Origin of the sequence: Tahibacter sp. (genome assembly GCF_032229445.1) — a bacterium.
In the GTDB taxonomy this organism is placed as follows: domain Bacteria; phylum Pseudomonadota; class Gammaproteobacteria; order Xanthomonadales; family Rhodanobacteraceae; genus Tahibacter.
In genome coordinates this window covers 96,154-120,921 of the sequence record NZ_JAVTWC010000109.1, presented here as the reverse complement: position 1 = coordinate 120,921, position 24,768 = coordinate 96,154, and the positions used below count along the sequence as shown (strand labels likewise).

Here is a 24,768-nt window from a genome sequence, read left to right as displayed (position 1 = left end):
AATAGCAGCGGGCCAGTGAAGCTTCGCATCCGTCTCGTGTGCCGGGCGATGGACACGCCGTGGCGATGCATGGTCTGGCCACGCAAAGGTCGCACGGTACGTGAATCGTAGCTACTTCCTCTTCGCCGGCTTGCCCGGCGGCGGCGGCGCTGCAGGCTGCCCAAACAGCACTTCTGCGCGATTGAACAAAATCCAGCTAGTAGCAATGTACTTATTGCCACCTTTGGGCATGTTGCCGCGATGGGTGTGGGTGAACGCGGTCGGGGCGATCAGCAGGGAGCCGGTGCGCGGCTTGATCTTGCGGTGCTGGTAGAAGAACTCGGTCTCGCCTTCGGCGAAATCGTCGTTGAGGTAAATGGTCCAGAGCACGACGCGGTGCAGGGTTTCGCCGTTGTCGGCCTTGGGATACAGCTCGCAGTGCCAGTACGGATAGCCGCCCTGGTCGGCGATGTATTTCTGGATATTGATGGTGCCGGGGCGGAAGACCTTCATGATGATCGCGGTCAGCATCGGGTCGTCGAGATCGGCCAGGCCTCGGGCGTCGAGCACTTTGTGCTGGCCGGTCTCGGGGTCGGGAATCTGGAGCTGCAGCGGCGCGAGCGCGGCATGGGCGTACCGGCGCAGGTAGAGTTTGAGGCCACCCATGATGGCCTGGTTGAAGCGCACGACCACGTCGTTCCATTCGGCGTGGTCGGTGATGCAGATATCCCAGCTGTCCTTGAGCGAGGTGTTGACGCCGCTGCCGGTCTGGCCGCGTACGGCTTTGTTGCTCGCCTCGAAGCGGCGGATCAGCGCGGCGCAGGTCGCGGCATCGAGTGCTTCGTCGTAGACCTCGATGAAATCGGGATGCATGGCGGCTTCGCGGCGTGGGCAGACGGTCGATGATCGGCGCCGCCACGCTGGTGCGCAAGAGCGGACCTGTGGTGCCTGAGCAGGCGGGGAAACCACGGGTTGCGGCTGTCGGTGGCGCCTCAAAACGCCTATGCTTCGGCGCGCATGACGGCGGGGGGACGCCGCTGGGAAACCGGCGTGGCCAGGGCCGATCGTGCTCGCCGCGTTGACCGTCAGCGCGACACGGGAGACACCGGTCGCACTCGCGACGGCGAGGGTCTACATGCCTGCAGGACCGGACCAACGTGCAATGCGTGATGCGTGATGCGCCCTGGTATTGGACGGTCGCGTTCGCGGTCGTGTTTTCCCTGTGCGTCTTCCGTTACGGCACGCCGGCCGGCATCGATGCCGATCAATCCTGGGCGGCGGTGCTCGGCTGGGCGCATCTGCACGGCGCGCGTTTCGGCGTGGAGTTGGTCTTCAGCTACGGTCCGCTGGGCTATCTGCATCCCAGCGGGCCGTACAACCCGCGGCTGTTCGAGACCTACCTGTTCGGTCAGGTGCTGCTGACGCTGGGCTATACGTTCATCTATGCGATGACGTTCCGCAGACTTGCCGGCCTGGAGAGCGTCCTGTTCGCGCTGGTCGTGCTGCTGCCGTGCCGCTTGCAGAACGACGTGCTGCTGGTCGGTACGGGCATCTTCGCGCTGGTCGCACTGGATCGTTTCGTCCGCCGCTCGCGCGACGATCGCTGGGCCTGGGCCGGACTTGCCGTCATTGCGCTGCAGATGAATGCGCTGGGCCTGATGAAATTCACGCTGTTCCCGCTGACCTTGCTGCTCGCTGGTATCGGCGCGCTGCTGTTCCTGCGGGATCGGCGGCCACGCGCCGCGGCGGCCTGGCTGGCGGGCTGGCTGGCAAGTCTCCTCGTGCTGTGGCTGGGCCATGGCCAGCAGCTCGGCGATCTCGGCGCGTTCCTGCGCGGCGCGCTGCGGATCGTGGCCGGCTATGGCGCCGGCATGGGTGTGGAAACGACGCCGGGCTTGCTCGCGCTCGGCCTGTTTGCGCTGGTCGCGACCGCGGCCACGCTGCTGTATTGGCTCAGGCGCGGGTCGCCGCGCGACCTGCGCGCGTTGTTGCTGTTCGGCTATCTCGCGTTCTGCCTGGTCCTGGCGTGGCGCAATGCGTTCACGCGCGCGGATATCTGGCATGTGCGGTTCTTCTTTCCGCTTGCGAGCTTCGTTGTGTTCGCGCTGCTGGCGCTGGCCGGTGGGCGACTCGCGCCGCGCTGGCGGCAGGCGCTGGGTGCCGTCGCGCTGCTGTGCATCGCCGGCGTGCTGAGCATGGCCTTGCCGCAGATGAAGGCAGCCGACTACGCCGCCGCGGGCCGCGCGCTGCGCCAGCACGTCGGCACGGTACTTCGCGGGGAACTGGGCGAGCAGCGCGCGCAGCAGCGCGAGGCGCTGCGCCGTCAATACGACTTGCCGGCGTTTCGCCGCCTCGTCGGCAGCGAACGCGTCGACCTGTTCGGCTGCAACCAGGCGGTGCTGCTGCTGAATGATTTCAACTACGCGCCGCGGCCGGTTTTCCAGAGCTATGCGGCCTATACGGCGCGGTTGCAGCAGACCAACGAGGCGTTCTATCTGGGCGCCAACGCGCCGCGCTTCGTCATGCTGGGCTTGTGTCCGATCGACCAGCACTACCCCGCCAGCGAGGACGCGCTTGCCTTGCTCGCCTTGCTTCGCCACTACCGTCCTGTCGCGGCCGAGAAGCGTTTCGTGCTGATGCAACGGGCCGATGTCGTTCCGATCGCGCCGCTGCCCGCATCCGCCGCTGCTATGCCGGTCGAACCGGGCCAGTGGATCGATGTGCCCGCCGGCCACGCGGCGATGCGTATTCATCTCGACTACGGCCTGAGCCTGAGCGGCCGTCTGCATGCACTGTTCCTGCGCGAGCCTAGCCTGTCACTGGAGGTCCAAACCGCCGACAGGCAGGTGCGCGCGTTCCGTCTCGTGCGGCCGGTTGCACGCAGCGGTTTCCTGCTGTCGCCGCTGCTGCTCGAGGATGAGGACTACCTGCGCTGGTACTACGGCTTGGAGCTGGCTGTCAGGCGCGTGCGGGTCAAAGCCGCGGTCGACTGGCAACAATCGCTGTTTGCACCGGGCATCACGATCGGTTTCTCGCCGCTGGACCTGCCCCGCGGCGTGGCCACTGCGGTGCCGGCAGGACTGGTTTCGGCAATCGCTCCGGGCATCATTCAACCGCCGTTGCAGCGCGCCGACAACATCAGACTGATCATGGAGAACGACAGGCCGGCCAGTTCATGCACGCGCCGGCGCCACGCTGTGAGCACGCCGGGCTACTGCGATTCGGAGAAGTAATAGATCACGCCCACGATGATGGCCGTGGCGATCATTGCGGCGAGAACTGCAAAGAAGATTTTTACCCAACTGTACGGATGCTTGCCGGCGATCTTGCCGGTATAGCCGTTGGCGATGATCTGGAAACGGCGCGAGCCGTAGGTATAGCTGACCAGCCAGACCGGCATCAGCACGTGCTTGAAGGTGCGGCCGTGGTAGCGCGCGTCCACCTGCAGGTTGCGCTGGGTGTCGCCGGGCACTTCGTTGCTGCACAGCGCGCGCACCCGGTTGTCCAGGTCGGCGCGGTTGATTTCCGAGGCCCTGCGCAGATCGACCTGGTAGCGCTCCACCGTCCAGCCGCGCACGAATTCCGGAGAATAGGGCTTGAGGTCGGTCGTGGTCGGGAACGGTTCCACGGCCGCGAGCAGGCCGGGAGCGACTCCGGCCGTGCCGGCCACGAGTCGGTCGTCGAAGAAATGCGCGAGCTGGCCTGCGGCGGGCACCCAGCGCACGCGCTGCACCTGGCGTGTGCGCATGTTGCCCTGCTGGTCGCGATAGCTTTCGGTTTCGTAGTAGTAGTGGCCGGCGTCGGCGGTCCAGCTCGCTTCGACATGGGCGTCGAAGGTCCAGTACGGCAGGTAGATGCCGTGCAGGGTGTCGGTCAGCGCGGCGCGCTTGAGCTTGTCCGGCGCGAACCAGCGCGAGCCATACCAGGCGCGTATGAGGTCGCGCACCTGGCCATCGCTGATCTTGAACGGCAGCAGGCTTTGCGGCGTGATCGCGTCCTTCTGCGACTCGTGCGCGATGATGGACGGCGAGCCGCAGAAATCGCAGCGCTGGGCGACCTTGCCGTCGACGAAGACCGAGATCGCATGGCAGCTCTGGCACTGCACCTCGCGGCGTTGCTCGCCCCAGTCGCGATTGACCTCGGGGTTGCGCAGCGCGGTCTCGAGGTCGTGCTCGACCACCGCTGTGCCGGGATCGGCCGCCTGCGCCGGCGTCCACGGCACGACCGTACCGCAGTACGGGCAGACCAGCGATTGCTTGGCCGCATTCCATTGCAGGTCGCCGCCGCATTCCGGACAGGGATGTTTGCCGACGGTGGCATTGCTCATGCGATGGATCCGAAGCTGGCGGGGCGAATCAGGATACGCGGACGGATGGTGGCCGGTCCGTCCATGGGGCGCGTCGATCGATGGCGGTCACGATCTGCGATCGACGCGGATCGTGACCGCCGCAGTGCAGCCGGCCGCGCTACGGTACAGCGCTCAGCCGCGCAGGAACTCTTCCAGTGCCGCGCGTGCGATGCGGTAGGCGCTGCCGATCTTGCGCGCCTTGAGTTCGCCCGCGGTGATCGAGGCCATGACGTCCTCGACCGAGACGCCGAGCGCCTGCGCGGCCTGTTCCGGCGTCAGCACGTCCATACCGCCGCCGGCGGTGGCCGCCGCCGCCGCCGCGGGCTGGCCCTGCATGCCCTTCATGAGTTCCTGCGCCATGCCGAAGCCGATGGCCATCTGCGCCGGTGCGGCGGCAGCGGCGGCGCCTTCGCCGCCCTGGCCCATGCCGACGCCCATCTGGTATTTCACGTAGTCGTTGAGATTGCCGATCACGCTCATGCTGGAACGCTTGTCGATCGCCTGTTCCACTTCCGGCGGGACCGATACGTTCTCGAGCACGAAACTCGTGATCTCCAGGCCGTACTTGGCGCCCATGGCGGGGTTGATGATCGGCAGCAGCGCCTCGCCCATTTCCGAATAGCGCGTGGCCACGTCGAGCGCGGGCACCTGGGCCGTGGCGAGGGCTTCGGTGAACACGCTGACGATGCGCGAGCGCATGGTGTCGGCAAATTCGTCGAGGCGGAAATTCTGGTCGGTGCCGGCGACTTCGCGCAGGAACTTCGGTACGTCGACGACGCGGAAATCGAAGGTGCCGAACGCGCGCAGCCGCACGACGCCGAAATCCTTGTCGCGCATCATCACCGGGTTGGATGTGCCCCACTTGTTGCCGGTAAACAGACGCGTGTTGACGTAGTACACGTCGCACTTGAACGGCGAGTTGAAACCGTACTTCCAGCCCAGGATGGTGGACAGGACCGGAATGTTCTCGGTGGTCAGCGTGTGCTTGCCGGGACCGAACGTGTCGGCGTACTTGCCGGCGGCCACGAACTGCACCATCTGCGATTCGCGCACGATGAGCTGCGCACCGTTCTTGATTTCCTTGTCGTCGTCGGGATACCGGTACGACAACGTATCGCGCGAGTCATCGGTCCACTCGATGATCTCCAGCAATTCACTCTTGATGAAATCGAGAATGCTCATGGCCCGCTCCTGTTTCCTGGAGCGCCGATCATAAGGAAGTTCTGCGCACGTTGTTGGAGCATTGCGCCGATGGCGTGCGCCAAGACCCCGCCAGGCGCCGGTTCGTGCGAGGCCGGCGCGGCGTGCGGCACTGCTGCGGGCTACCGCGACGCGTCCGGGTCGCGGTGATAGCGCGTCGCCTCGTCCACTTCCTCGCGCGAGCCGAGGAACACCGGCACGCGCTGGTGCAGCGCGGTCGGTGTGACCTCCAGGATGCGGTCGCGCCCCGTGGTGGCCTTGCCACCCGCCTGCTCGACGATGAAGGCCATCGGGTTGGCCTCGTACATCAGGCGCAGCTTGCCGGGCTTGCTCGCGTCCTTGCGGTCCCAGGGATAAATGAAGACGCCGCCGCGGGTCAGGATGCGGTGCACGTCGGCGACCATCGAGGCGACCCAGCGCATGTTGAAATCCTTGCCGCGCGGCCCCTCCTTGCCGGCCAGCAGGTCGGCGATGTAGCGCTGCGTGGGTTCCTCCCAGTGGCGCTGGTTGGACATGTTGATCGCGAATTCGCGCGTCTGCGCGGGGATCTCCACGTCGCGGCGGGTCAGCACGAAACTGCCGAGCTCGCGATCCAGCGTGAACACGTGCGTGCCATGGCCGAGGGTCAACACGAGCACGGTGCTCGGCCCGTAGACCGTATAGCCGGCGGCGACCTGCGTGGTGCCGGGCTGGCAATAGTGTTCGGCCCGCGGCTCGGTCACGCCGTCCGGACAGCGCAACACCGAGAAGATGGTGCCGACAGAGATGTTCACATCGATGTTGGACGACCCGTCGAGCGGATCGAACAGCAACAGATAGTTGCCCTTGGGATAGACGTCCGGGATCGGGTGTGGATCGTCCATCTCCTCGGACGCGCAGCCGGCGAGGTGGCCGCCCCACGCGTTGGCTTCCAGCAGGATCTCGTTGGAGAGCACGTCGAGCTTCTGCTGCGCCTCACCCTGCACGTTGCCGCTGCCGGCCTCGCCGAGCAATCCGCCGAGATCGCCCTTGCCCACCGCGATCGAGATGGTCTTGCAGGCGCGCGCGACGACTTCGATGAGCAGGCGCAGGTCGGCATTGATGTGCTGGTGGGCGCGCTGTTCCTCGATCAGAAAACGCGTCAGGGAAATCGAGCGGGACAAGGACATGGCAGTAGGCCGCGGCGGGAAAACCGCGATTGTCGCGGCAGCGTCGCGCCGCCGTCCATGTCTCCGCGCGGCGGCGGAAGGGTCGGCAGCTGTTTGCAACGATGGTATGGTCGGGAGCTAGGTCCTATTGCCGAGATTCGTTCATGCGTACTGCGACTTCCACTTCCGTAGCACTGCGTCTTGCGTTCGCCGCGGGCGCCCTGGTCCTGCTGGCCGCCTGCGGCAAGACGCCGGTTCGCAACGAGACCGCCGCGACACCGGCGGCCGAGCCTCCGTATACCGTCGAGCGCATCAAGCGCGACCTGATCCTGCCCGACAGCGTGAAGCACGTGCGCATCAGCAACCCCCATGGCAGCGTCGGCATCAAGTCCATCGACAACCGCACGCTGGGTGCCTACGAAGTCGTGCAACTGATCGGCGAGACACCCGAGAAGCCCGATATCCAGATGCGCATCGACGGCGACAGCGCCATCGTCGAGGTCAGCTATGCCTCGGACCGGCAGCTCGGCACCGACAGGCTGGTCAACGGGTTTCGCAAAGGCCGCGTCGACCTCGGCATGTTCCTGCCGGCCGGCCCGGATCTCCATGTCACGACGACGTACGGCGACATCCAGGTGCGTCGTGTCGACAACGAAGTGTTCGCGCGCACGCGGGACGGCAAGCTCATGGTGGCCGGTTCCGGCTCCATCGATGCAGCAACCGACAGTGGCTCCCTGCGTGTGTTCCCCACCGTGGCCAAGTGGCGCAAGCCCATGAAACTCCATACGCGCAGCGGCGACATCCTCATGGAAGTGCCGCTGTACGGCGAGATTCAGCTCGACGTGGAAACCGCGGGCAGCATCGCCGGCCAGGTGCCGCTCGAGCTGCGCGATGCGGGCAAGGGCCGGCAGCACGGACAGCTGCGTCGCGCCGGCGGCAGCCAGCAGATTCGCGTGACCAGTGAGTCCGGTGACATCTATCTGATACCGATCGACCGGCTACCGCAGCGCTGAAGCCGTTCCTCGCGGATACGCCGGCGCATGTTCCGTCGAACCGGCGCCGGGTCACTGTTGTTGACGACTAGGTCTGTGGTATGAATCGACGTCAGTCGTCAGGCTGGCTTCTGTTCGGGGCTGCACGGCTTACCAGGGGTTACTTCAGTCGGAATCCATCGCCATCGCAGCGATGGGCTCTTCATCAGGTGTCGGGAGGTTTCAAGTGAATCTGTTACGTAACAGTCTTTTCTGCGCGCTGAGTTTGGCGCTGTCTGGCGCCGCCATCGCGCAAAAACCCGATTACCAGCCTGAGGTGACCGTCGACGCGCAGGGTGTGCGCGTCGTCCGCGGTGCCGAGGCGCTCGGTATCTCCTATCCCGATGTCGTCCGCGTCAATATGGCCGACCTGCCGCCGGTCCGCCCGTGGCAGCCCGGCGACCCGCTGGTCGAGATTCCGCGCCAGCATTGGGAATTCAAGCCGAACCAGGCGCCGACGCCGGTCAATCCGACCGATCTCAACGACCCGCTGGTCCCGCTGCAGTTCAACGAGCCCACGCGCGGCACCGGCTCCTTCACGACGCCGATCGTCAACGTCGCCGGCAGCACGTCCCAGGCATCGCCGCCGGATCCGACCGGCGACATCGGCACCAGCCATTTCGTACAGGGCGTCAACGGTAGCGGTGGCAGCGAAATCCGCATCTACCGCAAGGCCGACGGCAGCTTCGTGAACAGCTTCTCGCTCGTATCGCTCGGTGGCACCGGCGCCTGCGCGTCGGGCCTCGGCGATCCGATCATCCTGTTCGACGAGATTGCCAACCGCTGGGTGCTGACTGAATTCTCCAGCCAGTCCGGCCGTTCGCTCTGTGTCTATGTCAGTGATACCGACAACCTCGAAGCCCCGACGGTCACCTGGTACAAGTACACCTTTACCATGCCGTCCTTCCCCGACTACCCGAAATACGGCGTCTGGGGCGATGCGTACTATGTCGGCGCCAACGAAAGCGGCACCAGTGGTGCACGCCCGGTCTACGCCATGGAACGCACCAAGATGCTCGCGGGCCTGCCCGCCACGTTCCAGCGCGTCACGATTCCGAACCTGGCCGGCTTCAGCTTCCAGATGACGACGCCGGCCGACCACGACGGCATCGATGCGCCGCCTGCTGGCGCGCGCGGCATCTTCATGCGCCATCGCGACGACGAATCGCACAACGCGGGTTCGAACAATCCGACGCAGGACTTCCTGGAGCTGTACCAGCTGGCCGTGGACTTCGCCACGCCGGCCAACACGGTTCTGACTGGCCCGGTACAGATTCCGATCGCCGAATTCAGCTCCAACCTCAACGGCCTGACCGCGTTCAACGCTTTCCCGCAGCCGGGCGGCCAGAAGCTCGATCCGCTGCGCGAACCGGTCATGAACCGTCTCGCCTATCGCAATTTCGGCAGCTATGAAGCGCTCATCGGCAACCTCGTCACCGATATCGACGCCAACGACACCGGCGGCATCCGCTGGTTCGAACTGCGTCGCGTCGGCGGCATCGCCAGCCCGTGGACGCTGTACCAGGAAGGTACCTGGGCCGGCGCCGCTACGCCGCAGGACGGCATCGACCGCTGGATGGCCGGCATCTCGATGGACAGCTCCGGCAATATCGCGATGGCCTATTCCATGGTGCGCCAGTCGCCTGCGCTGTTCCCGGCGCTGGGCTACGTGGGTCGCGAGGCCGGTGATCCGCTCGGCACGATGACGACGCCGGAAACGACGCTGATCGCCGGCGTCGGCAACCACCCGAACGAACGCTGGGGCGACTACTTCCAGATGGGCGTCGACCCGGTCGACGGCTGCACCTTCTGGTTCACCGGCGAATACATGCCGAGCACCCAGAAGGGCACGCGCATCGGCGCGTTCCGGTTCGATGCCTGCGGCTCGCCGACCTTCACCGTCAACGGCAACAACCTGAGCCAGGAAGTCTGTACCGCCACCGGTACGGCCGCCCTGACACCGGTCACGCTCAACGTCGGTTCGGTCAACGGCTTCACCACCACGGTCAACCTCGCCTTCGCCAACGCCTTGCCGACCGGCTTCAGCGGCAGCTTCACGCCGACCGCCGTGACGCCGCCCGGCACGAGCACGATGGCGATGAGCGTGGCCAATACCGCCGCACCGGGCACGCAGACCATCGGTCTGGCCGGCACGAGCGGCGCGACGACCAAGACCGCCAACCTCAATGTCAGCGTCGCGACCGCGACGCCGGTGGTGCCGGCTCTGACTTCGCCTGCCAACAACGCGGTCGGCGTCTCGTTCTCGCCGACCCTGAGCTGGGGCGCCTCGGCCCAGGCCAAGAGCTACGTTGTCGAAGTCTCGACCGATCCCGCCTTCGGCAGCATCGCGTTCACGCAGACCGTCAGTGGCGGCGGCACCAACGTCACTGTGTCGCCGGCACTGTCCAGCAACACGCGCTACTACTGGCGCGTGCGCGCGGACAACATCTGCGGTACCAGCGCCAACTCGCCGGTGTTCACGTTCAAGACGTCGCCGGCTCTTGGCGACTGCGATGAGACGCAAGTGGCTACCAGCGTCTACAGCGACGACGTGGAAGGCAGCGTCACCGGCTGGACCACGACCGGCAGCACCGGCGCGTCGACCTGGGCCGTGAGCACCGCGCGTCCGGCCTCGCCGACCAAGTCCTGGCTCGCCGTGGATCTTACGACCACGTCCGACCAGCGCCTGATCTCGCCGGCCATCGTGCTGCCGAGCGGTCAGAACCCGCTGAGCCTGAGCTTCCAGAACGACGTCAACATGGAAGAGCGCACGGCTGGCGGCTGCTGGGACGGCGGCCTGCTCGAGATCTCGACCAATGGCGGTTCGACCTGGACCCAGATCACCAGCGCACAGATGAGCACGCCGTATACCGGCGCGCTCAACGACGGTCCGGGCAACGGTCTGCAGGGCTGGTGCGGCACGATTCCGTACCGCAAGACGATCGTCGACCTGAACAGCTTCGCCGGCCAGACGGTGAACTTCCGCTTCCGTGCTTCGACCGACGGTTCGGTCGGCGACACGCCGCTGGGCTGGTTCGTCGACGACATCAAGGTGCAGAGCTGCTCGGTTCCGGTCGACCTGATCTTCGCGGACGACTTCGAACTCTGAGGTTGCTGACCAGGCACTGACGAAAAGGCCGCCGCGAGGCGGCCTTTTCATTGCTGCGGTCGACAGTTGCCTCGGCCGCATTGCAACGAGAGGACGCCGACATCGGCCGGCGGGAGCGAAATCGCTTCCGCTACATCGTGATCGCGGCTGGTTCGAGCGGATAGGGTAGGGCGTGTCTCGCGAGGCGGCTCTGGGCGAGCCGTGCGAACGATCGGAAGCTTCCGAAACGCAGATACCAAAACGCCACCGCAGGGCTCAGGGGGTGCCCTACGGTGGCGCCTTGGCAAGGCGATGACCGCCTTGTATTAGTTACTCGAAGTGGGGTTCGCGATCGGCTCACCCGGGCGAAAAATATTTGGTGACCGTGGTCACACTCACTCGACGCGACAGAAGACGGCCTTCAGATAGCGCGACTCGGGCACGTGCGCCTGCCACGGATGATCAGGGCCGGCACCGGTGACCTTGAGCACCTGCACGGTGCGGTTCGAATAGAACGCGGCACGTCGCAGCATGTCGAGGAATTGCTCTTCACTGACCAGCCCGGTGCAGGAACAGGTCACGAACAGGCCGCCCGGCTTGACTGCGCCCAGGGCGAGCTTGTTCATGTCCAGATATTTCTTCAGCGCCGGGATGACCTGCTCGCGGTCGCGCGTCATCTTGGCCGGGTCGAGCACGACGACGTCGAACTTCTCGGCGCGGCCTGCCGCAATGTCGCGCAGCCAGTGGAAGATGTCCGCCTGGACGAAGCGCACCTTGACCTTGTTGAGCCGCGCGTTCGACTCGGCGACCTCGAGGATCTCCTCGTCGAGATCGACGCCGACGACTTCGCTCGCGCCGCCGATGGTCTTGGCGTAAATCGCAAAACCGCCGGAGTTGCAGCACAGGTCCAGCACGCGCTTGTCCTGGCAGAACGCGGCCAGCGCCAGGCGGTTGTCGCGCTGATCGGCGAAAAAGCCGGTCTTGTGCTTGGTGCCCGGCGCGGCGTGGAATTTCACGCCGTGCTCCTGGATCACCGTCGGCCGCGGCGTCGGCGGTGTCGAGCAGTCGAAACTCTCCTGCTTCTGCACATGGTCTTCGGCGAACGCGTAGACCTGGCTGTCAGGATAATGCGCCAGCAGACAGCGGCGGATTACATCGCGCTGACGGAACATGCCGGCGGAGAAGAACTCGATCACGAGCGTGTCGGCGAAGCGGTCCACGACCAGTCCGGAGAGACCGTCGCCTTCGGAATGCACGACACGGTACGCGTCGGTCACCGCGTCGAGCTTGAGCATCTCGCGACGCAGTTCGACGGCGCGAGCGATCTTGCGCTCGAAGAACGCGACGTCGACGGCTTCGTCGGGATCCTGGGTCAGCACGCGCAGCGCTATGCGCGAGTGGCCGTTGTAGAAGCCGCGTCCGGCGAAGGTGCCGTCGCGGTCGTAGATGTCGACGACGCTGCCGGGCTTGGGCCGTTCGGCGGGTTTCTCGACCATCTTCTGGAAGATCCATGGATGGTTGGAGCGGCGCTCGATCTTGAGCTGGACAGTGGGATTGGCGGGGTCGGAGGATTTCATCGCGGCATGATACCAGCGCCGCTTGCGCCGCCCGGCAACCACCCGCATCGTCGCCCCATGCGTTTTCCTCCATTGCACCGCGGCACGCTGCTCGCGCGCCGCCAGCGCTTTCTCGCGGATATCCGCCTCGACGATGGCCGCGACATCCTGGCGCACTGTCCGAACACCGGCCGTATGCTCGGCTACTCGGCGCCCGGCATGACGGTATGGGCGAGCGAGCGCGGGCCGGGCGGGCGCTGTGCCTGGACCTGGGAGCTGGCCGACGTCGGCGGTGCGCTGGTCGGCGTGCACCCGGCGCGAGCCAATGCGCTGGCGTCGGAGGCGATAGGGCTACAGCGCATCCCGCCGCTGGCCGGATACGCCGAGTCGCGGCGCGAGGTGCGCTACGGCACGGAACGCAGCCGCATCGACCTGCTGTTGCGCGCGGCTGGTCGCGCCGACTGCTACGTCGAGGTGAAGTCGGTCACGGCGGCCGATGAGTTCGGCCTGGGCATCTTCCCCGACGCGGTCAGCGAACGCGGCCTGCGGCACCTGCGGGAGCTGCAGGGCGTCGCGGCCCGCGGCGGCCGCGCGGTGCTGCTGTTCTGCGTCCAGCGCGCCGATGTGCTTGCCCTGCGTGCGGCCAGCGAAATCGACCCGGCCTATGCGCGCGGCCTGCGCGAGGCGCAGGCGGCCGGAGTGGAGACAATGGCCTGGCAATGCGCGATATCGACCCGGGAGATCACGCTCACGCGAAAACTCCCGCTGTTGCGTTAGCCCTTGAGCCAGCGTGCCGCGTCGAGCGCGAAATACGTGAGGATGGCATCGGCGCCGGCGCGCTTGATGCTCGTCAGCGCTTCCAGCACACAGGCCTGCTCGTTGATCCAGCCATTCTGGCCGGCGGCCTTGAGCATCGCGTATTCGCCGCTGACCTGGTAGACCAGGGTCGGTGCGCCGAAGCGATCCTTCACGCGGCGCACGATGTCGAGGTAGGGCAGACCCGGCTTGACCATCACCATGTCCGCGCCCTCGTCCAGGTCGAGCGCGACCTCGCGCAGCGCCTCGTCGCTGTTGGCGGGGTCCATCTGGTAAGTATATTTGTTGCCTTTGCCGAGATTGGCGGCGGAGCCGACCGCGTCGCGGAAGGGGCCATAGAAGCTGGACGCGTACTTGGCCGAATACGCGAGGATGCGCGTGTGGATATGGCCGGCATCTTCCAGCGCGGCGCGGATCGCGCCTATGCGGCCGTCCATCATGTCCGACGGCGCCACCACGTCGGCGCCAGCGGCCGCATGCGACACGGCCTGGCGCACCAGCGCCGTCACCGTCTCGTCGTTGAGCACGTAGCCCGAATCATCGATCAGCCCGTCCTGGCCGTGCGTCGTGAACGGATCCAGCGCCACGTCGGTGATGACGCCGAGTTGGGGCCAGGCCTGCTTGAGCGCGCGTACCGCACGCTGGGCGAGCCCATCCGGATTCCACGCCTCGGCCGCGTCGAGACTCTTGGCTTCGGGCGGCGTGACCGGAAACAGCGCCAGCGCCGGAATGCCGAGGCCCTGGGCCTGTCCGGCAAGCTCCAGCAGTTCAGCGATGCCGACGCGTTCGACACCGGGCATCGACGAAATCGCCTCGCGGCCACTGCCTTCGCGCACGAATACCGGCAGGATCAGATCGGCGCTGGTCAGTGTGGTCTCGCGCATGAGCGCGCGGGAAAACGCATCGCGCCGCATGCGTCGCGGGCGGGTGGCGGGAAAGGCCATGGCAGACACTCCGGCAATCGTGCGAAGCGCAACAGCGTAGCGCATCGTCGCGGCAGTCGTGCCGGTCCGCGGCAGCCTGCCGCGGCGACCAAAGTCGCGCCATGGCGGTTTTCGCCGCACTTTTCCGTAATCGACTACAGTGCGGCCGCCCCGCAGCAATCGCCGCGCAGACCGCATCCGTACTTGAAATGACTGGCTTGAGCTGGTCATATTGCGCGGCCGCTGCGGGGATGCAGTGCGGGCATGATGCTCGCCGTGCAGGCGCGGTCCAGCAGGAAACCACACCTTGTCCGGTATTCTGGTCGTCGAACGGTCAACGACGCTGAGCCATTTGCTCAAGCGCACGCTCGCGGCTGCCGGTCTGGCGGCCCGCAGCGAACTGGCGACGTATCTGGATACGATCGACCATCTCAAGCAGTCGGTGGAACTCGCCCAGCCCTACGGTGTGCTGATCGTCGGCGTGCCCGCGCGACCGACGCGCGACTGCATGGCGTTGCTCGACTTTCTCGCGACGGACGCGCAGCGCGTGCTGCCGGTCCTGCTGATGGTGCACGAGCAAAGTCCCGAGCTCGACGCGTGGCAGCGTCGGCACGGCAAGGCCCTGATTGTGCTGTGGACACAATTCAGCAAGATTCCGACCGCGCTGGCGCAACTGGAACCCAGGCCCGCGCAACTGGCTGCGCAGCCCGCTGTGGTCGCAGTGCCGTCGCAAGGCATACGCATTCTTTTCGTCGACGATTCGCACAGCGTGCGCCTGGCCTACCAGCAGCTGCTGGAGCGGCAGGGCTATGCGGTCGCTACCGCGGGCACCCTGAACGAAGCTGCCGAGAAAGCCGCTCGCGAAACCTTCGACCTGGCCATCGTCGACTACTTCCTGCCTGACGGAAACGGCGACGAACTGTGCCGCCAGCTGGCCGGGTTGCCCGGTGCGCCGACGCTCGCGGTCATCACCGGCACCTATCGCGAAGACATCATCGTCAAGAGCCTCGACGCTGGCGCGATCGAGTGCATGTTCAAGAACGAAGCCAAGGAGCTGTTCCTCGCGCGCGTCAAGACGCTGTCGCGGCAGATCCAGATGCAGAAGTCGGTCGAGGCCGAACGCCAGCGGCTCGACGGCATCCTAGGCTCGGTCGGTGATGGCGTATATGGCGTCGATCAGCAGGGCGTGATCACCTTCATCAACCCGACCGGCCTGCGCCTGCTGGGCTATGCCGACGAAGAGCAGCTGATCGGCAAGCAGGCCCAGGGCCTGATCCATCATCCGGCGGACGAGGCCAGCGCCGACGTCGTCGAATCGGGCCTGGGTCAGGCCTATACGGCCGGCAATTCGCTCAAGGGCCATGAGACCGTGTTCTGGCGTCGCGACAAGAGCGGCATGACGGTCGAATGTTCGGTGCTGCCGCTGGCGATACAGAACCGGCGCCAGGGTTCCGTCGTCGTGTTCCGCGACATCTCCGAACGCAAGAGTGCCGACAGCCTGCGTTGGGAAATGACCCACGACAAGCTGACCGGCCTCGTCAACGCTCGGCATTTCACGCACCAGGTCGCTCAGGAACTGCAGCGCCGACGCGAAGCGGGTGGCTATTCGTCGATCCTCTACATCGATCTCGACCGCTTCAGCGCCATCGTCGACGCCGCCGGCTTGCCTGCCAGCGAACGGCTGCTGGTGGAAATCGCGACCGTGCTCGGCAAGCGCCTGCGTGAGCACGACGTGCTCGCGCGCATCGAGGGCGACCGCCTCGCGCTGATGCTGTCCGGCGTGCAGCTGGAAAATCTGTTTCCGCTGGCCGACAGCTACCGCGAACTCCTGCACCAGTGCAAATACGAGGCCGGAGGCGCGACCCGACCGGTCACGGCGTCGATCGGCGTCGCCGTCATCAGTCGCGAGACGCCGTCGGCGGAATACGTGGTCGAGCATGCGCGCCTGGCCTGTCGCACGGCCAAGCAGCGCGGCCGTGACCAGACCGAGATCTATGTCGGCGAGCACGACGCCCGCATCGCGCGCGAGATCGAAGCCGGTTGGACCGAACGTCTGCGCCAGGCGATGGAGCAGGAGCGCATCGTGCTGCTGGTGCAGCCCATCGTGCCGATCGCCGCGCTGCCGCGCAGCGAGTCGGCCGTGGTGCAGCGCCAGGGCTGGCGGGTCAACGGCTCGGGTACGGCGGGGCAGGAATACCTGTTCGAAATTCTGATCCGCATGGTCGGCAAGGACGGCCAGCTGATCTCGCCCGGCGTATTCGTTCCGCTGGCCGAACGCGTCGGCATGATGCCCAAGCTGGACTTGTGGGTGCTGAACCGCCTGCTGCGCTACCTGGCCGGCGTGCGCGGCGTGAAGGCGCCGGTCGCCTTCCACGTCAACCTGTCCAACATGACGCTGGCCGACCCCGATTCGCTCAAGCTGATCGAGGCGGCGATCCGCACCTCCGGCGTGCCCGCGCGCCAGCTCGTGTTCGAGATCACCGAAACCTCGGAGCTGACCAGCCTGCACAGCGCGCGCAAGTTCATCTCGGCGCTGAAGAAGCTCGGCGTCCGCTTCGCGCTCGACGATTTCGGCACGGGCTTTTCGAGCTTCACCCATCTGCGCCATCTGCCGGTGGACTTCGTCAAGGTCGAAGGCAGCTTCGTGCAGGGCATGCCGGGCAGCGAGCTCGATCGCAAGATGGTCGGTTCGATTACCCAGCTGGCGCAGTCGCTGAAGCTGCGCGTGATCGGCGAGCACGTCGACAGCTTCGCAACGCTCGAGGCGCTGCGTTCGTCCGGTGCCGACTACGCGCAAGGCAACTATCTCGGCGAGCCGCGGCCGCTGCGCAGCGTCGATTTCGCCGCGCTGTTCCCGCATGGCTGAAATCCCGGCGCAGGATTCCGCGTCCCCGGGACGCGGCGATCCGGCCGCGGCGGCTGTTTTCCCCGACACTGCCGGCCGCACGATCCGGCGCTGTCTCGTCGTCCTCGGCGCGCTCGCTGTGCTGTGCGTCGCCGGCCCCTGGTTCAGCCGCTACGGCGTGGACCATACCGACTGGGAACACCTCTCCGTCGCCCCCGGGCTGGCCCACGGCCACTGGCTCGGCACGGATGCGATCGGCCGCGATGTGTTCGTCCGCCTGTGCATCGGCGGCCGTCTGTCGCTGCTGATCGGCCTGCTCGCGAGCGCAGTCGCGCTGATCCTCGGCATGGCCTACGGTGTGGTCGCCGGCTACGTGGGCGGCCTCGTCGACCGCGTGCTCATGCGCGCGCTGGACCTGATGGCGGCATTGCCGTTCCTGCTTATCGTGATCTTGCTGCTGACCGTGTTCGAGCGCACGTTACTGCTGTTGCTGGGCGCGATCGGCGGCTACGTCTGGATGGATCTCGCACGCGTGATGCGCGCCGAGGCGGGGCGCCTGCGCAGCCTCGCGTTCGTCGACGCCGCGCGCCTGCTGGGCGCGGGTCCCGGCTGGATCATGGGGCGGCATATCGCGCCCAACCTGCTCGGGCTAGCCGTGGTCTATCTGAGCCTCGGGGTGCCCAACGCCATCCTGATCGAATCCTTCCTCGGTTTTCTGGGTTTGTCTGTCGATGAGCCCGGTGCGAGTTGGGGCGGGATGCTGTTCGACGGCACGCAGGAAATGGATCTGGCGCCGTGGACCCTGATTGCGCCCGCGCTGTCCCTGGGGTTGACCCTCATCTGCTGCCAGTTCCTTGGCGAAGCATTGCGCCGGCGCCTCGATCCGCGACGGGCCAGCGTGTGAGCGCGCCGCTGCTGAGCGTCCGCGGATTACGCATCGCCCTGCCGCCACGCCCCGACGCGCTCGTCGATGGAGTCGATTTCACGCTGAAGTCAGGCGAGTGCCTCGTGCTGGTCGGCGCGTCCGGTTCGGGCAAAAGCCTGACCAGTACTGCCCTGATCGGCCTGCTGCCGGCGGCGGCGCGTGTCAGCGGCTCCATCGTCTTCGCCGGCGAAGAAATGATCGGCACCGCGTCAGATCACTGGCGACGTGTGCGCGGCAGCGGTATCGGCATGATCTGGCAGGACAGCCAGGCCAGCCTGCATCCCTTGCGCCGCGTCGGGGTACAGCTGGTCGAGGCCCTGCGTCATGCCGGCGCCGCTACGCGCAAGGCGGCAGGGCGCCGCGCGGTGGAACTGTTGAACGAAGTCGGGATCGACCGGCCGGTCGAGCGTCTGGCGAGTTATCCCCACGAGCTCTCCGGCGGCCAGCGTCAGCGCGTGCTGATCGCCCTGGCCCTGGCCGCCGATCCGCGCCTGCTGATCGCCGACGAAGCGACGAGCGCGCTCGACACCACGGTTCGCCTGCAGATCGTCGATTTGCTGGACCGGTTGCGCCGCGAGCGCGGCCTGGCTTTGCTGTTCGTGAGTCACGATCTGGCGCTGGTGCGGCGCATCGCCGATCGTGTCGCGGTGCTCGATCAGGGCCGGCTGGTCGAGCTGGCCGATACCGCGACGTTGTTCGCCGCGCCGGAACACGAGCAGACACGCGCGCTGCTGGCATTGCGCAACCCGTCTGTCGCGGCGCCGGTGGCGGCGCCAGCTGTCCTGCTGCAACTCGATGGGCTCGATGCCAGTTTCTCGCCGGCTGGGTTCTGGGGCGTGACCGGCCGGATGGCGCTACGGGATATCGGATTTTGTCTGTGCGCGGGCCGCACGCTGGCGATCGTCGGCGAATCCGGATCGGGCAAGTCCACCTTGCTGCGCTGTCTGCTCGGCCTGCACCGCGCCGACCGCGGCCGCCTGATCCTCGACGGGCAGGTGTTCGATCTGTCCGACCTGGCCGATCCGGCGCCGTTGCGCCGGCGTCTGCAGCTCGTTTTCCAGGATCCGGGCGCCTCGCTCGATCCGCTATGGCGCGTGGGCGATATCGTCGCTGAGCCGTTGCGCTTCGGCCGGGAGCCGCTATCGCGACAGGAGCGTCATCCGCGCGTCGCCGCGCTGCTGGCCGATGTCGACCTGGATCCGGCGCTGGCCACGCGCTATCCGCATGCGCTGTCGGGCGGACAACGCCAGCGTGTCGCGATCGCGCGCGCCCTGGCGGCAGAGCCGTCGGCGCTGCTGCTGGACGAGGCCACCAGCGCGCTGGACGTACGGGTGCAGCACCAGATCCTGCAACTGCTGCGCCGCCTGCAGCGCGAACGCGGACTGGCTTTGCTGTTCGTCACCCACGACCTGGATCTGGTCGCGGACTTCGCCGATGACGTGGGCGTGCTGTGGCGCGGAGAACTCGTCGAACAGGGACTCGTTGGGGAGATTTTCGCCCGGCCGCGTCATATCCACACGCGCCAGCTGCTGGCGGCTGCCGGCCGTCGCGAGGCGTGCAACGCGCGAGAACTGTGAAGCAGTTCCGTGACTTCCGCGAAGCCGTTCAGCGACAGTTGGATTCCGTTAAGGAATAATTAAGTCGCATCTTTTCATAAGACTGGATGATAAATCTGGTCGCCCACTGAAGAACTCGCCGCAACCTCTTGAAATAAAGAGGTTTAATTATGTCCCAAAACATACTATTTCTTGTCCTCTGTGCTGCTGTCGTCGCCGCTCTGCTGTCGATCAAGCGCATACCCGAAGGCACCGTCTACACCTTGCGCCGTTTCAACGGCCAGGCGCGCACGTTGCAGCCGGGCACCCATCTCATCTGGCCGCTGCTCGAACGCGTTGTCCATCGCATTTCCCTCACCGGCCATGTTCTTCCGCTCGACGAGCTGTTCCCGGTTTCCGGCGTCAATGCACGCCTCAGCGGCAAGATCTTCTGGCAGGTCGTCGATGCCGAACGCGCCGATGCCTCGATTGATCGCGCCGAGGCGCTGATCCGGGCCCGGGCACTCAATGCGGCTCGAGCGACCGACAATCCCCGGGAGGAGACCCCGGAACTGCGCAACAGCCGGTTGAAGGCGGCCTTGAATGACAGCCTGCGCGACGTCGGCATCGTCATCACCCGCGTCCAGGTCGGCCTTGCCTGATTCCGTTCTGAGCGCCGCGGGCACCACACCACGACCCGCGCTCGCGGGTCCCTAGTCACCGCGACTGGATTTTACCGACCGCGGCCCGGATACTTGCCGGCCTTTTCGATACGGACAGCCCGGCGATGGCAGAACGGGATCGTCTGCGTCACCGGCTCGACGACGGCCTCGCGGTCCTGGGTCTGGATTTGCCGGATGCGACTCGCGTTCGGCTGATCGCCTATGTCGAGTTGCTGGCGCGCTGGAACGCGGCCTACAACCTGACGGCGGTACGCGATCCAGGCGATATGATCGCGCGCCATCTGCTGGATTCGCTCGCGATCGTTCCTTACGTCAGCGGCACTACGCTGGCGGATCTGGGTAGCGGTGCCGGCCTGCCGGGTATTCCGCTGGCCCTGGTCGAGCCGCAGCGCCAGGTCACGCTGGTCGATTCCAACGGCAAGAAAGCCCGCTTCCTGCGCGAAGCGGTGCGTTCATTGAAGCTGGTCAACGTCCGCGTTGTCGAGGGGCGGGTGCAGGATGTCCCGGGACAATTCGATTGCGTCACGTCGCGCGCGTTTGCGACGCTCGCGGACATGCTCGACTGGGCCGGTGGGCTGCTCGCGGAAAGCGGCCGCTGGCTCGCCATGAAGGGTAAGCTGGCCGACGAGGAAATCGCGGCCGTGCCGGCCGGATTCCGCGTCGAGCAGGTCGTCGCGCTGGACGTGCCGGCACTCGTCGGCGAACGCCATCTCATCGTTGTACGTAGGGCTTGAACGAACCGGTTTCCCCATGACGCGCATCATCGCCATCACCAACCAGAAAGGCGGAGTCGGCAAGACGACGACCGCGGTCAATCTCGCGGCGGCGCTGGCCGAGACGCGGCGCAAGATCCTGCTCGTCGACCTCGACCCGCAGGGCAACGCGACCATGGCTTCCGGCATCGACAAGCGCGCGGCCAAGCCAAACGGCTATGAAGTCCTGCTCGACGAAGTGCCGATCGAACGCGCCATCATCTCGACCGAAGCCCATTTCGACCTGCTGCCGGGCAGTTCCGACCTGACCGCGGCCGAACTCAAGCTGATGGATGCGCTCGCGCGCGAAAGCCGTCTGAAGGAACAGCTGGCCAAGCTCGGCGACACCTACCACACCATCCTCATCGATTGCCCGCCGACACTGCACCTGCTCACGATCAATGCGCTGAGCGCGGCGCATGGCGTGCTGATTCCGGTGCAGTGCGAATACTTCGCGCTCGAAGGGCTGGCAAGCCTGCGCGAAACCATCGAGGCGGTGCGCCGGCGCCTGAATCCACGCCTGGAAATCGACGGCTTGCTGCGCACCATGTACGACGTGCGCAACAACCTGTCCAACGAGGTGTCGGCCCAGCTCACCAAGCATTTCGGCGACAAGGTGCTGCGCTCGATCATTCCGCGCAACATCCGCCTGGCCGAGGCGCCCAGCCACGGCCAACCCATCAACCTGTACGACCGGGAGTCGCGTGGCGCCATCGCCTATCTCGGTCTGGCCGGCGAAATGCTGCGGCTGGAGCGCGGCGCCGCCGCGGCCGCCGCCGCGCATTCCACTTGAGGAATACCATGTCGGCAGCGAAGAAACGGGGACTCGGACGCGGCCTGGACGCGCTGCTCGGCAACCTGGAACCGGAAACCAGCGAATCGCCTGACGGCAGCGGCAGCGAACTGCGCCACATCGCCGTGGGCCGTATCTTTCCGGGCAAGTACCAGCCGCGCCAGATCATCGACCCGGAAAAGCTCGAAGAACTCGCCGCCTCCATCAGGGCCCAGGGCGTCATCGAGCCGATTGTCGTGCGTGCCGCGGGTGACCGCTTCGAGCTGATCGCCGGCGAACGACGCTGGCGCGCGACGCAGCTTGCCGGCCTCGCGGAAATCCCGGCGCTGGTGCGCGATGTCGATGATCGCGCGGTCGTCGCGATCGCGCTGATCGAGAACATCCAGCGCGAAGAACTCACGCCGCTGGAAGAATCCCAGTCGCTCAAGCGCCTCATCGACGAATTCGACCTGACCCACCAGCAGGTCGCCGATGCGGTCGGACGTTCCCGGGCAGCGGTATCCAATCTGCTCCGCCTGATGGACCTGCCGGCCGAAATCAAGCATCTGCTTGAGCAGAAAAAGCTCGACATGGGCCATGCCCGTGCCTTGCTGACACTGCCGGAATCGCTGGCAGTCGGCCTGGCCCGGCAGGCGGCCGAACATGGCTGGTCGGTGCGCGAACTCGAAGAAGCGGCGCGCGCCGCGCAAACCGAGCCGCGCCCGACCGCAGCCAAGCCGGCCGCGCCGCTGCGCGACCCGAACGTCGAGGCCCTGGAACGCGATCTGTCCGAGCGCATCGGCGCCCGCGTCGCCATCACCCACAGCCGCAACGGCCGCGGCAAGCTCACGATCCGCTATCACAGTCTGGAAGAGCTCGACGGCATCCTCGGCCGCATCAAGTAGGCATCGCCTGTCGGCAGCCGCACCGCCGCTGCATCCGATGGGACCGCCGCGTGAAAGCGTTTTGGCGCAACGAGGGTCTGTATGCGCGTGAGCAGCCGACAACGACAGTTCGACGCCCTCGTCCGGGCGCACAACGGGGACCTTTACCGCTACGCCTACTGGCTGTGCGGTGATTCGTCCCTGGCCCAGGACCTGGCCCAGGAAACCTTCCTGCGCGCCTGGCGCTCGCTTGACGCGCTGCGCGAACCGGACGCGGCCAAGGCCTGGCTCATCACCATATTGCGTCGCGAGCATGCGCGCCTGTACGAGCGCAAGCGCTTGGAGACCACCGACATCGGCGAACTGGAACTGGACGACCGCGATTCGCTCACCCCCGAACAACTGGGCGAGGATTCCATCGTGCGCGCCGCCATGTTGCAGCTCGAACCCAAGTACCGCGAACCCCTGCTGCTGCAGGTGCTCGGTGGTTTTTCCTGCGACGAGATCGCGCGCGAGCTTGGCCTGGGCGCCGCCGCGGTCATGACCCAGCTGTTTCGCGCACGTCAGAAGCTGAAAAGTCTGCTCGCCGACGGTCGCAGCGAGGCCAGCGCATGAACTGCCTCGAGTACCGCCGCGAGCTGGCCTCCGAACCGCGCCGCGAGAGCGCCGAAATGCAGCTGCATCGGCGTGGCTGCACAGGTTGCTCGGCGCACCATGCGCGCGCGCTGGGGTTCGAATTGGCGCTCAAGCGCGCGCTGACCGTGCCCGTGCCCGACGGTCTGGCCGAACGCATCTTGCTGGCGCAGACCACGAGCGAGCGCGGCGACCGCGGCCGGCGGTGGCGCCTCGGGTTGTTCGCGGCCGCGGCCGTGGTGCTGGTCGCGCTGGGGCTGGGGGTGCATCAGCTGCAGCTTTTCTCGCCGCTGGCGCAGCAGCTCATCGTCCATCTGGAGCACGAACCCGCCGCGCTGATCACGCATACGCCGTTGCCGGTGGCGGACGTCGAGCGCCGGTTCAGCCAGCGTGGCGTGCGCCTCGCGGCGCCGCCGCCGGCTGGCATCAGTTATGCGCAGGCTTGTCCGGTTGGTTTGCTGGGCTCCGTGCACATGGTCATGCCCGAGCGCGAAGGTCCGGTCACCGTGTTCTTCCTGCCTGGCCACACGGAACCTCGTAGCGACTACGCCGACGGCGGCATGCGTGTGCGCGCCATACCGATGGCGGCCGGCACACTCGCGCTGGTGGCCGCCGACACGCTTCATTTCGACACCCTGGAAGCGGGCTGGCGGCGCAGCCTCGAAGGCAGTCCGGCGACGGCCGCCGGCGTACCGTAGCGGTTTGCTGCCGGCTGCGGCCGCATGCCGCGTTTGGGCCTGGGCGGTGCAGCGGCGATAATGCGCGCCGCACCTGCTCCGGACTCCCGCAATGCCTCAGCTTTCCGTCGTCGTGCCCGTCTTCAATGAACGCGACAATGTCAAACCGCTGATCGACGAGATCGTCGCCGCGCTGCGCGGCCGGCATGACTTCGAGATCGTCTACGTCGACGACTGCAGCAAGGACGACAGTCTCGCCGTATTGCAGGGGCTCAAGCCGCAGGTCCCCGAGCTTCGTATCATTAAGCATATTTCACAGAGTGGACAAAGTACCGCTGTGCGCAACGGTGTCAAGGCAGCGCGCGGCGGCTGGGTCGCCACTCTCGACGGCGATGGCCAGAACGATCCGGCCGACATTCCCAAGCTGATTGCCGCGCGCGACACCGGCCCGGCCGACGTCAAGCTTTATGCCGGCTGGCGCGTCAACCGGCAGGACACCGGCAGCAAGCGCTGGGCCTCGAAGATTGCCAACGCGATCCGTTCGCGCCTGTTGCGCGACGCCACGCCGGACACCGGCTGCGGCATCAAGCTGTTCGAACGCGACGCTTTCCTGGACCTGCCCTACTTCAACCACATGCACCGCTACCTGCCGGCCCTGATGCAGCGCGCGGGCTGGAAAACGGTCAGCGTGCCCGTCAACCATCGCGCCCGCGGCGCCGGCGTATCGAAGTACAACAACCTCAACCGTGCCCTCGTCGGTATCGCTGACCTGCGTGGCGTGGCCTGGCTGATCCGCCGTGCCAAGCGCACCGCGGTCGAAGAAGTGCAGTAGCCCTCGCCGCATGACCGGCGCGCCCCACGCGGCGCCCGGCTCAACCCTTGCGACGGCGTGCGGCGACAGTGCTGCGACGCCGGCCGTCGTGTCGGCGTCCATGGTCCGGCACGGCTTGTTGCCGTTATGCGCACGATGCGTGCCCGCAAGACGCCGCCGTTG

20 protein-coding genes are annotated in these 24,768 nt (G+C 66.4%); 14 read left to right on the top strand and 6 right to left on the bottom strand.

Annotated elements, in window-relative coordinates:
• Positions 1-111: 111 nt before the first annotated feature.
• A complete protein-coding gene (locus RUU78_RS20030; protein ID WP_313919448.1) occupies positions 112-852 on the bottom strand; it encodes a 2OG-Fe(II) oxygenase in 741 nt (246 codons plus the stop codon).
• 296 nt (positions 853-1,148) lie between these two features.
• Here RUU78_RS20030 and RUU78_RS20025 point away from each other — a divergent pair, with 296 nt between their 5' ends.
• Positions 1,149-3,212, top strand: coding sequence for a hypothetical protein (locus RUU78_RS20025; protein ID WP_313919446.1), 2,064 nt, complete (start codon positions 1,149-1,151; stop codon positions 3,210-3,212).
• On the opposite strand, the gene RUU78_RS20020 is transcribed toward RUU78_RS20025, so the two are convergent.
• The 3 genes from RUU78_RS20020 to RUU78_RS20010 form a co-directional block, all read right to left on the bottom strand.
• The gene (locus RUU78_RS20020) at positions 3,191-4,306 is read right to left on the bottom strand and encodes a hypothetical protein (RefSeq protein ID WP_313919444.1); all 1,116 of its coding nucleotides are present in this window, start codon (positions 4,304-4,306) and stop codon (positions 3,191-3,193) included. The genes RUU78_RS20025 and RUU78_RS20020 overlap by 22 nt on opposite strands.
• A gap of 153 nt (positions 4,307-4,459) precedes the next feature.
• Entirely contained in the window at positions 4,460-5,509 is a 1,050-nt protein-coding gene (locus RUU78_RS20015) for an SPFH domain-containing protein (RefSeq protein ID WP_313919442.1), read from the bottom strand.
• A 140-nt stretch (positions 5,510-5,649) separates the two neighbouring features.
• Positions 5,650-6,669 (bottom strand): class 1 fructose-bisphosphatase, encoded by a 1,020-nt coding sequence (locus tag RUU78_RS20010; RefSeq protein WP_313919492.1) that lies wholly within the window; start codon positions 6,667-6,669, stop codon positions 5,650-5,652.
• 149 nt (positions 6,670-6,818) lie between these two features.
• On the opposite strand from RUU78_RS20010, the gene RUU78_RS20005 reads away from it, so the two are divergent.
• Together RUU78_RS20005 and RUU78_RS20000 are read left to right on the top strand one after the other, a co-directional pair.
• Positions 6,819-7,667 carry a DUF4097 family beta strand repeat-containing protein gene (locus RUU78_RS20005; protein WP_313919440.1) on the top strand — a complete coding sequence of 283 codons (849 nt, stop codon included), beginning with the start codon at positions 6,819-6,821 and terminating at the stop codon, positions 7,665-7,667.
• A 205-nt stretch (positions 7,668-7,872) separates the two neighbouring features.
• Positions 7,873-10,794: a hypothetical protein gene (locus tag RUU78_RS20000; RefSeq protein ID WP_313919439.1), complete on the top strand. Its 2,922-nt coding sequence runs from the start codon at positions 7,873-7,875 to the stop codon at positions 10,792-10,794.
• A 374-nt stretch (positions 10,795-11,168) separates the two neighbouring features.
• Here RUU78_RS20000 and RUU78_RS19995 read toward each other — a convergent pair whose 3' ends face one another.
• Positions 11,169-12,350, bottom strand: coding sequence for a class I SAM-dependent rRNA methyltransferase (locus RUU78_RS19995; protein WP_313919438.1), 1,182 nt, complete (start codon positions 12,348-12,350; stop codon positions 11,169-11,171).
• 57 nt (positions 12,351-12,407) lie between these two features.
• Here RUU78_RS19995 and sfsA point away from each other — a divergent pair, with 57 nt between their 5' ends.
• Positions 12,408-13,106, top strand: a complete 699-nt coding sequence (gene sfsA / locus RUU78_RS19990; protein ID WP_313919436.1) for a DNA/RNA nuclease SfsA — start codon at positions 12,408-12,410, stop codon at positions 13,104-13,106.
• On the opposite strand, the gene hemB is transcribed toward sfsA, so the two are convergent.
• Positions 13,103-14,089: a porphobilinogen synthase gene (gene hemB / locus RUU78_RS19985; RefSeq protein WP_313919435.1), complete on the bottom strand. Its 987-nt coding sequence runs from the start codon at positions 14,087-14,089 to the stop codon at positions 13,103-13,105. The genes sfsA and hemB overlap by 4 nt on opposite strands.
• A 286-nt stretch (positions 14,090-14,375) precedes the next feature.
• Here hemB and RUU78_RS19980 point away from each other — a divergent pair, with 286 nt between their 5' ends.
• From RUU78_RS19980 to RUU78_RS19935, 10 genes are all read left to right on the top strand, one after another.
• Complete coding sequence (locus RUU78_RS19980) at positions 14,376-16,934, top strand: EAL domain-containing protein (protein ID WP_313919434.1); 2,559 nt, start codon at positions 14,376-14,378, stop codon at positions 16,932-16,934.
• The gene (locus RUU78_RS19975) at positions 16,927-17,817 is read left to right on the top strand and encodes an ABC transporter permease (protein ID WP_313919433.1); all 891 of its coding nucleotides are present in this window, start codon (positions 16,927-16,929) and stop codon (positions 17,815-17,817) included. The genes RUU78_RS19980 and RUU78_RS19975 overlap by 8 nt, the downstream gene beginning before the upstream one ends.
• Positions 17,814-19,415 (top strand): ABC transporter ATP-binding protein, encoded by a 1,602-nt coding sequence (locus RUU78_RS19970; RefSeq protein WP_313919432.1) that lies wholly within the window; start codon positions 17,814-17,816, stop codon positions 19,413-19,415. Before RUU78_RS19975 ends, RUU78_RS19970 begins: the two co-directional genes overlap by 4 nt.
• 149 nt (positions 19,416-19,564) lie before the next feature.
• Positions 19,565-20,035 (top strand): SPFH domain-containing protein, encoded by a 471-nt coding sequence (locus RUU78_RS19965; protein WP_313919429.1) that lies wholly within the window; start codon positions 19,565-19,567, stop codon positions 20,033-20,035.
• 125 nt (positions 20,036-20,160) lie between these two features.
• Positions 20,161-20,790, top strand: coding sequence for a 16S rRNA (guanine(527)-N(7))-methyltransferase RsmG (gene rsmG / locus RUU78_RS19960; protein ID WP_313919427.1), 630 nt, complete (start codon positions 20,161-20,163; stop codon positions 20,788-20,790).
• Positions 20,791-20,806: 16 nt separating this feature from the next.
• Positions 20,807-21,601 (top strand): AAA family ATPase, encoded by a 795-nt coding sequence (locus RUU78_RS19955; RefSeq protein WP_313919425.1) that lies wholly within the window; start codon positions 20,807-20,809, stop codon positions 21,599-21,601.
• Between the two features lie 8 nt (positions 21,602-21,609).
• The gene (locus RUU78_RS19950; protein ID WP_313919423.1) at positions 21,610-22,485 is read left to right on the top strand and encodes a ParB/RepB/Spo0J family partition protein; all 876 of its coding nucleotides are present in this window, start codon (positions 21,610-21,612) and stop codon (positions 22,483-22,485) included.
• An 81-nt stretch (positions 22,486-22,566) separates the two neighbouring features.
• On the top strand, positions 22,567-23,079 hold the full coding sequence (locus RUU78_RS19945; RefSeq protein ID WP_313919421.1) for a sigma-70 family RNA polymerase sigma factor: 513 nt from the start codon (positions 22,567-22,569) through the stop codon (positions 23,077-23,079).
• A complete protein-coding gene (locus RUU78_RS19940) occupies positions 23,076-23,795 on the top strand; it encodes a DUF3379 family protein (RefSeq protein WP_313919420.1) in 720 nt (239 codons plus the stop codon). The genes RUU78_RS19945 and RUU78_RS19940 overlap by 4 nt, the downstream gene beginning before the upstream one ends.
• Positions 23,796-23,886: 91 nt before the next feature.
• Positions 23,887-24,606 (top strand): glycosyltransferase family 2 protein, encoded by a 720-nt coding sequence (locus tag RUU78_RS19935; protein ID WP_313919419.1) that lies wholly within the window; start codon positions 23,887-23,889, stop codon positions 24,604-24,606.
• Positions 24,607-24,768 lie beyond the last annotated feature (162 nt).

Bases quoted from the DNA above. Each gene is read 5' to 3' on its own strand.
- RUU78_RS20030 (WP_313919448.1), bottom strand. From the start codon at position 852: ATGCATCCCGATTTCATCGAGGTCTACGACGAAGCACTCGATGCCGCG.
- RUU78_RS20025 (WP_313919446.1), top strand. From the start codon at position 1,149: ATGCGTGATGCGCCCTGGTATTGGACGGTCGCGTTCGCGGTCGTGTTT.
- RUU78_RS20020 (WP_313919444.1), bottom strand. From the start codon at position 4,306: ATGAGCAATGCCACCGTCGGCAAACATCCCTGTCCGGAATGCGGCGGC.
- RUU78_RS20015 (WP_313919442.1), bottom strand. From the start codon at position 5,509: ATGAGCATTCTCGATTTCATCAAGAGTGAATTGCTGGAGATCATCGAG.
- RUU78_RS20005 (WP_313919440.1), top strand. From the start codon at position 6,819: ATGCGTACTGCGACTTCCACTTCCGTAGCACTGCGTCTTGCGTTCGCC.
- RUU78_RS19995 (WP_313919438.1), bottom strand. From the start codon at position 12,350: ATGAAATCCTCCGACCCCGCCAATCCCACTGTCCAGCTCAAGATCGAG.
- sfsA (WP_313919436.1), top strand. From the start codon at position 12,408: ATGCGTTTTCCTCCATTGCACCGCGGCACGCTGCTCGCGCGCCGCCAG.
- hemB (WP_313919435.1), bottom strand. From the start codon at position 14,089: ATGGCCTTTCCCGCCACCCGCCCGCGACGCATGCGGCGCGATGCGTTT.
- RUU78_RS19975 (WP_313919433.1), top strand. From the start codon at position 16,927: ATGGCTGAAATCCCGGCGCAGGATTCCGCGTCCCCGGGACGCGGCGAT.
- RUU78_RS19965 (WP_313919429.1), top strand. From the start codon at position 19,565: ATGTCCCAAAACATACTATTTCTTGTCCTCTGTGCTGCTGTCGTCGCC.
- rsmG (WP_313919427.1), top strand. From the start codon at position 20,161: ATGGCAGAACGGGATCGTCTGCGTCACCGGCTCGACGACGGCCTCGCG.
- RUU78_RS19955 (WP_313919425.1), top strand. From the start codon at position 20,807: ATGACGCGCATCATCGCCATCACCAACCAGAAAGGCGGAGTCGGCAAG.
- RUU78_RS19950 (WP_313919423.1), top strand. From the start codon at position 21,610: ATGTCGGCAGCGAAGAAACGGGGACTCGGACGCGGCCTGGACGCGCTG.
- RUU78_RS19945 (WP_313919421.1), top strand. From the start codon at position 22,567: ATGCGCGTGAGCAGCCGACAACGACAGTTCGACGCCCTCGTCCGGGCG.
- RUU78_RS19940 (WP_313919420.1), top strand. From the start codon at position 23,076: ATGAACTGCCTCGAGTACCGCCGCGAGCTGGCCTCCGAACCGCGCCGC.
- RUU78_RS19935 (WP_313919419.1), top strand. From the start codon at position 23,887: ATGCCTCAGCTTTCCGTCGTCGTGCCCGTCTTCAATGAACGCGACAAT.